General features: G+C 38.6%; 13 protein-coding genes and 1 pseudogene. 1 reads left to right on the top strand and 13 read right to left on the bottom strand.

Going from position 1 to position 12,552, the window contains the following annotated elements; all coding sequences use genetic code 11:
• The 10 genes from ABI367_RS07995 to ABI367_RS07950 all read right to left on the bottom strand — a co-directional run.
• Positions 1–628 (bottom strand): NAD(P)-dependent oxidoreductase (locus ABI367_RS07995; RefSeq protein WP_462226515.1); only part of this gene is annotated, 628 nt, incomplete at its 3' end.
• A gap of 77 nt (positions 629–705) precedes the next feature.
• Positions 706–1,773 (bottom strand): 3-phosphoserine/phosphohydroxythreonine transaminase, encoded by a 1,068-nt coding sequence (gene serC, locus ABI367_RS07990; protein WP_462226513.1) that lies wholly within the window; start codon positions 1,771–1,773, stop codon positions 706–708.
• A 188-nt stretch (positions 1,774–1,961) separates the two neighbouring features.
• Complete coding sequence (gene rpe, locus ABI367_RS07985) at positions 1,962–2,615, bottom strand: ribulose-phosphate 3-epimerase (RefSeq protein WP_462226511.1); 654 nt, start codon at positions 2,613–2,615, stop codon at positions 1,962–1,964.
• A gap of 118 nt (positions 2,616–2,733) precedes the next feature.
• On the bottom strand, positions 2,734–3,009 hold the full coding sequence (locus tag ABI367_RS07980) for a hypothetical protein (RefSeq protein ID WP_462226509.1): 276 nt from the start codon (positions 3,007–3,009) through the stop codon (positions 2,734–2,736).
• A gap of 145 nt (positions 3,010–3,154) precedes the next feature.
• Complete coding sequence (gene pnp / locus ABI367_RS07975) at positions 3,155–5,284, bottom strand: polyribonucleotide nucleotidyltransferase (RefSeq protein WP_462226507.1); 2,130 nt, start codon at positions 5,282–5,284, stop codon at positions 3,155–3,157.
• Positions 5,285–5,415: 131 nt separating this feature from the next.
• Entirely contained in the window at positions 5,416–5,694 is a 279-nt protein-coding gene (rpsO, locus tag ABI367_RS07970; protein WP_462226505.1) for a 30S ribosomal protein S15, read from the bottom strand.
• A gap of 243 nt (positions 5,695–5,937) precedes the next feature.
• Positions 5,938–6,219 (bottom strand): hypothetical protein, encoded by a 282-nt coding sequence (locus ABI367_RS07965; protein WP_462226503.1) that lies wholly within the window; start codon positions 6,217–6,219, stop codon positions 5,938–5,940.
• 17 nt (positions 6,220–6,236) lie between these two features.
• On the bottom strand, positions 6,237–6,533 hold the full coding sequence (locus ABI367_RS07960) for a hypothetical protein (RefSeq protein WP_462226501.1): 297 nt from the start codon (positions 6,531–6,533) through the stop codon (positions 6,237–6,239).
• A 9-nt stretch (positions 6,534–6,542) separates the two neighbouring features.
• Positions 6,543–6,998 carry a hypothetical protein gene (locus ABI367_RS07955; protein ID WP_462226499.1) on the bottom strand — a complete coding sequence of 152 codons (456 nt, stop codon included), beginning with the start codon at positions 6,996–6,998 and terminating at the stop codon, positions 6,543–6,545.
• 76 nt (positions 6,999–7,074) lie between these two features.
• Positions 7,075–7,335 (bottom strand): hypothetical protein, encoded by a 261-nt coding sequence (locus ABI367_RS07950; protein ID WP_462226497.1) that lies wholly within the window; start codon positions 7,333–7,335, stop codon positions 7,075–7,077.
• A 244-nt stretch (positions 7,336–7,579) separates the two neighbouring features.
• Here ABI367_RS07950 and ABI367_RS07945 point away from each other — a divergent pair, with 244 nt between their 5' ends.
• On the top strand, positions 7,580–8,125 hold the full coding sequence (locus tag ABI367_RS07945) for a hypothetical protein (protein ID WP_462226495.1): 546 nt from the start codon (positions 7,580–7,582) through the stop codon (positions 8,123–8,125).
• On the opposite strand, the pseudogene ABI367_RS07940 reads toward ABI367_RS07945, so the two are convergent.
• The 3 genes and pseudogenes from ABI367_RS07940 to ABI367_RS07930 form a co-directional block, all read right to left on the bottom strand.
• Positions 8,115–8,447: pseudogene (locus tag ABI367_RS07940) on the bottom strand (VOC family protein); the annotation flags it as partial. The gene ABI367_RS07945 and the pseudogene ABI367_RS07940 sit on opposite strands and share 11 nt — an antisense overlap.
• A 389-nt stretch (positions 8,448–8,836) precedes the next feature.
• Positions 8,837–11,974: an efflux RND transporter permease subunit gene (locus tag ABI367_RS07935; RefSeq protein ID WP_462226493.1), complete on the bottom strand. Its 3,138-nt coding sequence runs from the start codon at positions 11,972–11,974 to the stop codon at positions 8,837–8,839.
• 47 nt (positions 11,975–12,021) lie between these two features.
• On the bottom strand, positions 12,022–12,552 hold a 531-nt coding region (locus tag ABI367_RS07930), incomplete at its 5' end, for an efflux RND transporter periplasmic adaptor subunit (RefSeq protein ID WP_462226491.1).

The following is a 12,552-nucleotide window of genomic DNA, read 5'->3' as shown; positions in this document are numbered from 1 at the left end:
CCCGCTCAATAACTTCGTCAAGCGTAGCCGTTTTTACTGCTACATTTACTTTAGTGCCGCCGGTACCTAAAACAATTTCAACTTCCGGGTTAAACGGAAAAAGGTCATAAGCAATAACATCCATACCTACGCCAATGGCAATTTTTGCCACCTCGCGACCAATACGTCCAAAGCCTACAATACCCAATGTTTTGCCGCGCAGCTCAATTCCTTTAGCATATGCTTTTTTAAGATCGTTAAATTTGGTATTACCTTCAACCGGCATTTTACGGTTGCTGTCGGCCAAAAAGCGTACACCGGTAAACAGCTGACCAAACACTAACTCGGCAACTGATAATGATGAAGAAGCAGGTGTGTTATACACGCCAATGCCTTTTTCTTTGGCATACTCTACATCAATATTGTCAACACCCACACCACCACGGCCAATAAGCTTTAAGTTAGGGCAGGCATCAATTAACGCTTTGCGTACTTTGGTAGCGCTACGTACGGTTATACCATCATAAGCCTGCAGTTTTGTAGGCAATTCATCCTGTGGTATATTGTTGGTATCAATTATAAAACCGGCATCTTCCAACATTTTTTTTCCTATTGGATCTATACCGTCATTAGCTAATATTTTGATCATTGTTTTAAATAGTTAGTGAGCCCCCCAGCCCCCTAAAGGGGGAGCAATTAAAATTCCCCCTTTAGGGGGTTAGGGGGCTATTTATTTTTCTCAGCAAATTCGCGCATGGCATCAATCAGCACGTGTATGCTGGTTACAGGCAATGCATTGTATATAGAAGCACGGAAACCGCCAACACTACGGTGACCTTTAATACCTACTATGCCTTTTTCGTCGCATAGTTTAAGGAAAGATTTTTCCAGTTCCGGGTTTTCGGCTACGAAGCAAACATTCATGTACGAGCGATCCTCTTTAGCAGCTACTGCTTTAAACAGCGGGTTGCGGTCAATTTCTTCATACAATACTTTGGCTTTGGCTTCGTTTTCTTTTTCCATTTCGGCTACGCCGCCTTTGGCTTTTAACCATTTAAGGGTTAGCATGGATACGTATATGGCAAACACAGGCGGCGTATTGTACATTGAGCCTCCTTCTATTTGTGTTTGATAGTTAAACATAGCCGGTATTTTACGGCCGTTTTTGCCCAAAATATCATCCTTAATAACTACCAAAGTAGTGCCTGCAGGGCCCATATTTTTTTGTGCGCCCGCGTAAATGATACCAAAATCAGCTATGTTAATTTCGCGGCTAAAAATATCTGACGACATATCGCAAACCACCGGTATTGGCGATGGGAAAAACTTATGCAACTGCGTACCGTAAATGGTATTATTTGAAGTGATATGGAAATACGCCGCGTCAGCAGGAATTTCAAAATCTTTAGGGATGTAAGTAAAGTTGCTTTCTTTTGATGTGGCAACAACTTGTGCTTCGCCAAAATATTTCACTTCTTTTAAGGCCTTATTTGCCCATACGCCCGACTCCAGGTAAGCGGCTTTGCCACCTTCGGGTAACAGGTTATAAGGCACCATTGCAAATTGTGTGCTTGCACCGCCTTGTAAAAATAAAACAGAGTACCCTTCAGGTACATTCAGTAACTCTTTTACCAGTTTTACTGCTTCATCCAACACGGCTTCAAACTCGGCCGAGCGGTGTGAAATCTCAAGGATAGATAAGCCTGTTCCATTAAAATCTACAACCGCAGCAGCAGCTTGTTTTAAAACTTCGTGTGGTAAAATGCCGGGTCCGGCACCAAAATTATGTTTCATATAATTAATATTGGGTTTTGCTAAATCAACTACTTTGTATTTAGACGGGGCGAAGTTATGCAATTTGGCAAAATTTTATACTTTTATTTTACCTTTTTAAAAAATTATACAAAAAGCCGACAATTACACCTTTCAATTTAAAATATCAAAAAAATGAAGCGGATTTATTAGCATGCTTGTATTGTAAGCTACTCTGCCGACTTTAATTGTGAGATAGTGGCAGCAGGATCGGCAGATGAAAAAACCGAATTACCGGCCACTAATACATTGGCCCCTGCATTAATTAAGCGCGAAGCATTATTTACGCCTACCCCACCATCAACCTCTATAAGTAGGTTAGGGTTGCTAAAGCTGCTTAATGAACGTACATCATGCAGTTTTTTGTAAGTATTTTCAATAAAATGCTGCCCTCCAAAACCGGGGTTAACAGACATGATCAGCACCAGGTCAAGATCATTAATAATATCGGCCAGCATGTTAACAGGGGTATGCGGGTTAAGTGCCACACCGGCTGTGCAGCCCAATTCTTTTATCATTTGTACGGTACGGTGCAGATTTGGGCAAACTTCAAAATGCACAGTAATGTTTGAGGCCCCTGCATCTTTAAATGCCTTTATATAACGCTCAGGCTCTACAATCATTAGATGTACATCCAAGGGTTTTTTTGCGTGTTTTTTAACAGCCTCTATCACCGGGAAACCAAATGATATATTGGGCACAAATCTGCCATCCATAATATCTACATGTATCCAGTCGGCTTTGCTTTGGTTAAGCAGTTCCACATCGCGTTGCAGGTTACCAAAATCAGCAGCTAAAATTGATGGGGCTATTAAATGGTGCATTAGTGATTAGTGTTTGGAGATTAGTGATTAGTTCTGCTTATGTAATAGATCAAAGTTAGTTTTATATCAGATAATATCCTAACTAATCTCTAATCACCAGTTAACTAATCTCTATATCTCAATCACAATTCTGCAAAAGGTCGTAGTATTTGCGCATAAGCACCACATCATAGTTAACTAATGAACTGTAGGCCTCGGTAATTAACTCATTTAATATTGATGCGCCAAGCTGGCCTCCTCCATTGGGTATGGATTCATAATAAGTTATTAGCTCTTTAACCCTAATGATCTCATATAATAATAACTGCACCATATCAGCTTCGGGGCCTGACGGCGAACCGGAGGATTTGCTGTTATTTAAAAAATCTAAAGGATCTTCTGGCTTAGAGGTCATTTCAAATACGGATCGCGCTTATCTTTTTGTCAACTACTAATAGACAAAAGCTTAAATACTTAGTTTTGTTTTAAAGAAATGAAAAAACCTTATTAAACAGTAAAAGCCTTAAAAAAGGCTTTTACTGTTTGCAAAATTCATATAATTATTGTTTGGCACTTTCTGGCTTAGGCAATAAAGCCTTACGCGAAAGCTTTAATTTACCTTGCTTGTCAACATCCAATAATTTAACACGTACTTCGTCGCCTATTTCAAAAATACCGTCCATAGTTTCAATACGTTTATGGTCAATTTCTGATATATGCAGCAAGCCATCTTTACCCGGCATAATTTCAACAAAGGCACCAAACGGCATTATTGATTTTACTTTACCTTCATATATCTCGCCAACTTCTGGTTTTGAAGCAATGTTTTTAATGCGGGTTACCGCTTTATCAATAGCTTCTTTGTTATCGGCAAATATTTGAACTACACCCTGGTTGCCAACTTCCTCGATAGAGATAGTAGCACCGGTTTCACGCTGCATTTCTTGTATAATTTTTCCACCAGGTCCGATAACGGCACCGATGAATTCTTTGTCAATACGGATGGTAACAATACGCGGTGCGTGTGGTTTATAATCTTCGCGAGGAGCAGCAATGGTTTTCGCCATTTCGCCTAAGATGTGTAAACGGCCATCTTTAGCCTGATTCAAAGCATTGGTCAACACTTCCCATGAAAGGCCATTGATCTTTAAGTCCATTTGCACAGCAACAATACCATTTTTGGTACCGGTTACTTTAAAGTCCATATCGCCTAAGTGATCCTCATCACCTAAAATGTCCGAAAGGATAGCATATTTTGTACCCATTTCGTTGGTGATCAGTCCCATTGCGATACCTGATACCGGGTTAGTAATTTTGATACCCGCATCCATCAGCGCCAATGTACCGGCACAAACCGTAGCCATTGATGATGATCCGTTTGACTCTAAAATATCAGAAACAACACGTATGGTGTATGGGTTTTCATCCTCGGCAGGTAAAACACGTTTTAATGAACGCATGGCTAAGTTACCATGACCGATCTCTCTACGACCAGCTCCCCTGTTAGGACGAACCTCGCCGGTTGAGAAACCCGGGAAATTATAGTGTAATAAGAATTTTTGATAACCGTTAATAAATGCGCCATCAATCATTTGCTCATCATCCTTAGCACCTAAAGTAACCGAGGTTAATGATTGTGTTTCGCCACGTGTAAATACAGCCGAACCGTGCGCAGCAGGTAAATAACCAACTTCGCTCCATATTGGACGTATTTGTGTAGTTGACCTACCGTCTAAACGTTTACCTTCATCTAAAACAAGGTTACGTATAGCATCATACTCAACATCATGGTAATATTTTTTAGCTAAAAACTTAGTAACGTCATCTATTTCGCCTAAAGTAGCTATGTACTCGTCGCGTACTGCTTTAAATTTAGCACCACGCTCGTCTTTACCAGAAGCTTCGCCTGCAATAGCGTATACTTTATCGTAAGTAGCTGCATAAATTGCTTTCTCTAATTCATCATTGCTATGCTCGTGGCTGTAAACACGTTTTTCGGTTTTGCCAACTTCAATAGTCAATTCTTTTTGAGCCAAACATTGAACTTTAATAGCCTGGTGAGCAAATTTAATAGCTTCAACCAATTCAGCTTCCTGTATTTCGGCACCTTCGCCCTCAACCATGTTAATATCATGCTCGCTACCGGCTACAATAAACTCTAAAGTTGCCGTTTGTAACTGGCTTAATGTTGGGTTGATAACTAATTTACCATCAACTTTAGCTACGCGAACTTCAGATATAGGTCCGTTAAACGGAATATCAGAAACCGATAAAGCTGCTGATGCCGCCAAACCGGCTAAACAATCAGGCATGATATCTTTATCAGCAGATATCAAACTGATCATCACCTGTGTATCGGCATGATAATCTTCGGGGAACATTGGGCGCAATGCGCGGTCAACCAAACGCGAGATCAAAACCTCATAGTCTGATAAACGTGCCTCGCGGCGTAAAAAACCACCCGGTATACGGCCTGTAGCGGCGTATTTTTCCTGGTAATCTACAGATAGCGGTAAAAAATCTACCCCTTCTTTTGCTTCGGGCGTTGATACTACTGTAGCCAATAACATGGTATCACCCATTTTTATTACTACAGATCCATCTGCTTGTTTGGCCAGTTTTCCGGTTTCGATCTCAATGGTGCGGCCGTCACCTAAATCAATAACCTTTTTAATTACATTTAAACTCATCTTGTTTTCGTTGTGACCCGCTTTTCATCTTTCAGAGCGCGTCGGTTTTTTTATAGTGTGTGTATTGTTGCGTAAAGTAAAAAAGCCATCTCCTTAACTTGAGACGGCTTTTTGTAAAAAATAAGTTTAAGTTACTTGATGATATCCCTAAGCTGTAAAGCTTTGATGATAGCACGGTATCTTTCAATATCTTTTTTGTAAAGGTATGCCAGCAATCCGCGGCGTTTACCTACTAATTTTTGCAGTGATAATTGGGTTGAAAAATCATGTTTGTTTTTTTTCAAATGCCCTGTTAAATGTGCGATGCGGTAAGTGAATAAGGCTACCTGACCTTCTGTTGAACCGGTATCAGTTGCACTTTTACCGTGTTTTGCGAAAATTTCTTGTTTTTCTTCTGTACTTAAATACATTACGTAAATAATATTAAAGCGTTTAAAATTCTGTTATTTGTGGGTGCAAAGATAGTGTTATAATTTAAAATTAAAAAGTTAAAATTCAAAAGGTTGGTTGGTGTGGTTGATTGAGTTTATTAGGTGAGTGGTTGATGAGGTATGGATAGATTGTAGAGACGCGATATTTTGGTAACTATATATAAGTTTACACCAAATGGTAATTTGTCACTTATTCAGTAAGGATATCGTAGGTCTTGTGGATTAGCTTGTGGGTATTCCTTCCCACTGTATTGAAGGAAGAACAAGGCACTTAGTCAGTTTTACAGGTGTGTTTTTACTTCTACTTATTTGAGCAACAACATCTATCATGTCCTGTTTTCCTTCTGCTAATGTACCGTCTGGTTTCCAAAAACAATTATCGGGCAATTTATATGATTTTTCTTTGTATTTCCAAGACTTATAATAGCTTTTATCTTTCATTCCGGCATTAACATCGCTATTAAATTCCTCTTTGTCAATCTCGTAAATTACTACTACTTCCATAACTAATTATTATACAATTAAAGGGTGGCTTTTAATGCAGAAATGGCACCCGTAATCCTTCCTAATACCTGTCCTTCAAGTTTTGACTTTAATGGGGAAAAATCTTTTTTCCTTTCGTCAATATATTCTTGATAGGAATATAAATTAAATTCTGCTAATGAGTTCAGTACATAATTAGGGATGTCGACAGTGCTTTTAATAAAAAAATCTAATGATTTATATTCTTCAGTTGTAGCCTTGTTGCTTTCTATTTTTTTTTGCAACAAATCTAAATACTCTCTATCAAATTTTTGCTTTTCAATAGCTGACATCATAATATTTTTTTAATCTATTGTTTTATCTGTTTGGCTTTCTGCCTTCTGTTTTAAGGCATTTACAATTTCGGCATTTGATTGCGCCTCGCTCAATAATTTTTCGATGTGAGAGGTTGCCTCTATTACCTTTTCTTGATAGGAACTAAAGTTTTCCTTAAAATGTTTGGTAACTTCTCCTTCTGTTCTTAGATAAACGCTTACCGATATACCAAGCATCAACGTAATTATCATACTCCCAAATAGAAGAAAATCATCTGATCTTTTATTTAGGCTGTTAATCTTTTCGTCAAAAGTACTATTAATTATGGCCTGTTCTATATTTTTTCCTGAAATAGGGTCTGGTTTAATAGTCTTTAGATCGGGGGCGCTAACTACATAATCCCTCAAATAATACGTCCTGTATAAAAAAGTAAAGGATACAGATAGAAATACTCCTATTATTATACCAAAAATTATTTTATACATTTAAGGAAGGTTAGCACTTTTAAAATCGACTATAATATTATATAATACTTTTCATTTCCCCAAAAAAGGTACTATTTCAGTTTGAATTTAAATCTTGAAATTTTGTCAAAAATCCAGTTATCCTAATAGTTCTATGTTCTTTAGTCCCCATTTCAACATATTCAAAATACATATCAATCCATTTAAAAAATAAATCGTAGGGTATAAATCCTTTGTGTTCTTTAGGTCTTTCGGAAAAAATAATTAAATCCTTTATTTTAATAATTGGTGTTCCGTCTTCATTTAAATTATCACTGGTTAAAGCAAGTACAACATCTGATTGATAATGTATTTTCATAAAAAAAGCCACCTAAAATTGGCTTAAATGTATGAATAAGTTATAATTTTTACTCTTATTATTTTTAGGGTTGTAATTAAGTGCGGTTTAAAGGTTTTTATTGGTTTATTATTGGGGCGTTTTAACGGGCTATCCGCTCATACGCCTGTAGTCCACCTAAGGGCGGATCCTGGCCGGTATCTGCTGTTATCCCTAACGTATTAAACGAAACCGAATAGATTAAACAATTCCTTACTTTTACATTATGACTTTTCAAGATATATTGGGAATAGGAACATTTGTCGTAACTATTGTTTGGATGTGCATTGCATATGGTCTTTTTGTACTTCAAGCGCAGACTTTTAAAAGTCAATTAGAAATTCAGAAACTTGATTATCAAAGATACATGGATGAACTATTGCCCGATTTTAAGTTTACTTTCGAACACAATTTAGACCTTGTAAGCGGTAAAGTCTATGTTGAAATACTTAATAATTCCGTTTTAGATTTATATATTAAAGGAAATTCTTACGATCTTCTTCATACACATGGAGAATTACAAACGCCGAGAGATGTTAATGGAGGAGCTACAGCCGAATTTTCTTATAGCTTAAGCGCTGGTAGGTCGAAAGAAGATTTTTGGAATATTTTTGGAGCGATGTATGGCCCTATTCTTCGTTTTGAAATATTTTTTACTGATCGAAAAAGTTTCAATAAGTATCAGCAAACCTTGGACTATTATTATGAAACTGAAAAAACCAAATTACATGTACCAATAATAATCTCGAAAAGAACAAAAACTATTCTTTAATATCAGTTGATATTTCTATCAATATATCCTGGTATTTAAAATAAAACCCAAATGTTTTCCTAATACGTTTAGGTTCATCGGCCAATGCTGCTCCGGCATTTTTTAAACGCTCATAAACAGTTGTTACAGCTTCGTCGGTTTCTTGAAAAAGCCCTATATGGAAAGTGCCGGGATAACTATTATCACCTTTATTAAGCTTATCAGACATTAGTACCAACACAAAACCATCATCAGCTCTTAAAATTGATATGGTATCATTAACAACGCTGTTTTCCGCTTTAAAACCAAAATATGTTTCAAAAAACAAGGTGGCAGCTTGTACATCCTTTACGGTAAATTAATATGATTTAATTTCATGAAACAAACTTATAAAGACTTACGAAGTTTTAAAAACCTCGTAAGTCTTTATGCATATCCGCCTCCATCCCTAACAGAATGTTAATATTTTTATTTATAAGTTAAATTATTGCTTTTAAATATGGTTAACACATTTTACGCTGATTTTTTATTTAAATATTTGATTATCATATACTTAAATACGAATTAACATTGAAATGTGTTAAGTTATGTTAACCCTGTTTGGCAGGCGTCATCGAGAGATTTACGAAGTTTTAAAAACTTCGTAAATCTGTTACACAATTAATAAAACAACAAAGGGCGCGGTTACCCGCGCCCTTCTACTAAAACAAAACTGAACTTTTAGGCATTATCTTATCCGTTTACCGCGCCTATTTTTTTAAGCAGCTTACGGTTATCTCTGTTATGTATAAAATTGTGCACTATGGCATAAATAACCGGCAATATCAACAGGGTTAATATGGTTGAGGTTACCAGGCCGCCAATTACCACAATGGCCAACGGCTTCTGTGTTTCGCTGCCTATACCGGTTGATATGGCTGCCGGCATTAAGCCGATAGCAGCCATAAGCGCCGTCATTACCACCGGGCGCACGCGCGACACCACACCATCTAATATAGCTTTATCAAGTGGCATGCGTTCTGCCAGGTTTTTGCGGAACACGGATATTAATATAACCCCGTTTTGAATACAAACCCCAAACAGTGCTATAAAACCAATACCTGCTGATATGCTAAAGTTGGTATTGGTAATATGTAGTGCTAAAATACCTCCTATTAATGCAAATGGTACATTCATAATTACCAGCGTGGCATCCTTAACATTACCGAAGGTTATAAACAGGATCAGGAAAATAACCAGCAAACAAATGGGCACCACTCGTGCCAATGTGTTTGACGCGCGTATTTGGTTCTCAAATTCGCCATTCCAGGTAAACGAATAGCCCTGGTCTAACTTTACGGCGTTATTTACTTTCTGCTGCGCCTCGGCAATGGTACTGCCCAAATCACGGCCCCTGACCGAGAATTTTACAGCTATATAGCGCATATTGTTATCGCGGTATATAAATGCCGGGCCGGTAAGCGTAGTTATGGTTGATATTTCTTTAATGGCTATTTTTGCTCCGTTTAGTGTTGGCACCATCAGGTTCTCAATTTTTGCCCTCGTATTACGTGCGTCCTCTTCATATCGCACCCGTATATCAAACTTACGCTCGCTTTCGTACAATACCGTTGCCGCCTTACCGCCTATCGCCATTTCAATTACTGCATTGGCATCAGCGGTGGATACGCCATACAGTGCCATTTTGCGTTGGTCAAGTTCTATCCTAAATTCGGGCTGACCCAGGTTACGTAAAACACCCAGATCCTCAACGCCTTTAATATTTTTAAGCACCCGCATAACGTCATCGGCCTTGCCGTCAAGCACCTTAAAATCAGGGCCGAATATTTTTACCGCCATTGATGCTGGTACGCCCGCTACTGCCTCGGCCACGTTATCAATGATAGGCTGCGAGTAATTAAAAATAATACCCGGAAACTGACTCAGTTTCTTATCCATCTCGGCTATCAGTTGCTCTTGTGTAATATTACGTTTCCACTGTTTTTTGGGGTATAGGTCAACCTGGGTTTGTACGTTGAAGAAACCTTTGGGGTCGGTACCGTCATTGGTACGCCCAACCTGCGACATGGTTTGCTTTACTTCGGGGAAGGTGGCCAAAATTTCGCGCATCTTGTTGGTTGTTTTTACCGAACTGGATAACGAAATACTCATAGGCAATTGTGCCGTTACCCAAAGCGCGCCCTCATTTAATTGTGGTAAAAACTCGGTACCTAAAAACCTTGCCGAAAAGAAGGTTACAGCCATAAAGCAAACAGCTACTATTAAACTCAACTTTTGATGATAGTAGGTATAGTTAAACATCCGTTTTATACCGTTCTCAAAAAACAATACTATCGGGTTATGTTTCTCTTTAACATTTTTGTTTAACAAAATACTTGATAAGGCAGGCACCAATGTCAGCGTAAAAATTAAAGCACCTAACAACGCAAAGCCTAAGGTATAGGCCAGCGGCGAAAACATTTTACCTTCTACCTTTTGAAAAGCAAAAATGGGCACCAGGCAAGTTAAGATAATCAACTTGGAGAAAAATATGGCTTTACCCATCTCGGCACCTACATTTTTAAACAGCCCCAGTTTGGCAAGGCCGTTAAACTTTGGCATACCCACCTCTTTTGCTTTATAATCAAGCGCGACGAAAAGCCCTTCGACCATCACTACGGCACCGTCTATGATTATACCAAAGTCTACCGCCCCCATTGATAGCAGGTTGGCGCTCATGCCCTTTAGCTTTAAACACATAAAGGCAAACAGCAGCGACAGCGGAATGATTATGGCCACAATAAGCGTAGTGCGCCAGTCGGCCATAAATAAAAATACAATAACGGTTACCAGTACTATACCTTCCAGTAAATTATGAATTACTGTTTCGGTACAAAAATCCATTAAGGTAGTACGATCATAAAAGGTGTCAATCTTTACACCTTTAGGTAATATGTTATCGTTAAGATCTTTTACCTTATCCCTAATCCGGGTAAGTACCTCTGATGGGTTTTCGCCTTTGCGCATTACTATAATGCCTTCAATAACATCGTTGTCCCTATCGCGCCCCACCTGCCCTAACCTTGGCAAACCACTTTCATGTATATCGGCAACATCTTTAGCCAGTATGGGCACGTTATTTACATTTTTAACGATGATGTTTTTTATCTCGTCAATATTATTGATCAAACCTATACCCCGCACCACATAAGCCTGATCATTTTTTTCAATAACATCGCCGCCTACGTTAATACTACTGCGGTTTACCGCGTTGTACACATCTAACGAGGTAAGGCTATATTTTTGTAATAGCGCCGGGTTAACACTTACTTCATAATCCTTTTCCTCACCGCCAAAGGTGTTTACGTCGGCAACGCCGGGTACGGCTTTAAACTGGCGGTCAAGCACCCAATCCTGTATGGCCGTAAGCTCGTGTAATGATTTGTTCTTACTTTTAAGGGTATAGCGGTATATCTCACCGGTTGGACCATAAGGTGGTTCAATTTCGGGCTTAACCCCATCGGGCAGGTCGGCATTTACCAGTCTGCTTAATACCTGCTGGCGCGCAAATGAATCATCTACGTCGTCATCAAAAATGATACGGGTATAGGATAAACCGAATGCCGACGTGGTACGCAGGTTTGATTTTTTTTGTACCGAGTTTAATACCGTTTCAATGGGTATGGTAACCATTTTCTCCACCTCTTCGGCACTGCGCCCGGGCCACTGGGCTATAATAATTATTTGCGTATTGGTTACGTCCGGGAAGGTTTCTATAGGAGTATTGGTATAGCTCCAAACACCTAAGGCTACCAACACCGCGGTCATAAAAAACACAAAATAGCGGTGCCTTAGCGAAAAGTATATTATATTTTTAATGAATTTATTCATTTCTTTAATATCGAGTAGTTAACATCAAATGTTGTTGCGACCTAAAATCAATCGCTTATAAGCGCGTTATAAAGAAAAAGCTGATTTTTTGATATCACTTTATCACCGGGCTTTAAGCCAGATGCGATGTAGGATAAATTGTCAACCGTTTTAACAACGCTAACTTCTTGTACACGCAAATCGCACTTGCTGTTATAAATAACCACATAGTTTTTACTGTTATCAAAAACTATAGCCTTCGCCGGTACAGCTACTGATTGTTCGTTCTCATTATTAGTGATTACCACATTGGTGAACATTTCGGGCTTAAGCAGCATATCCGGGTTAGGTAGTGCAATTTTTATTTTCATTACCTTGTTATCCGGATCTAAAACGGAGCTTATCTCGTTCACCTTGCCCATAAATACCTTGCCCGGGTAAGCTATGGTGGTTATTTTAGCAGTATAACCCGTTTTTACTTTGCTGATGTCGGACTCGAAAACGTTGGCCCATATCCATACATCTTTCATGTTTGATATGGTAAACATGCTGCCGCTATTGTCCTGACGTATAAAACTGCCCGAGGTGATATTTTTTTC

Origin of the sequence: Mucilaginibacter sp. (assembly GCF_039935595.1) — a bacterium.
Classification (GTDB): domain Bacteria; phylum Bacteroidota; class Bacteroidia; order Sphingobacteriales; family Sphingobacteriaceae; genus Mucilaginibacter.
This window is presented reverse-complemented; position numbering and strand designations above follow the sequence as displayed.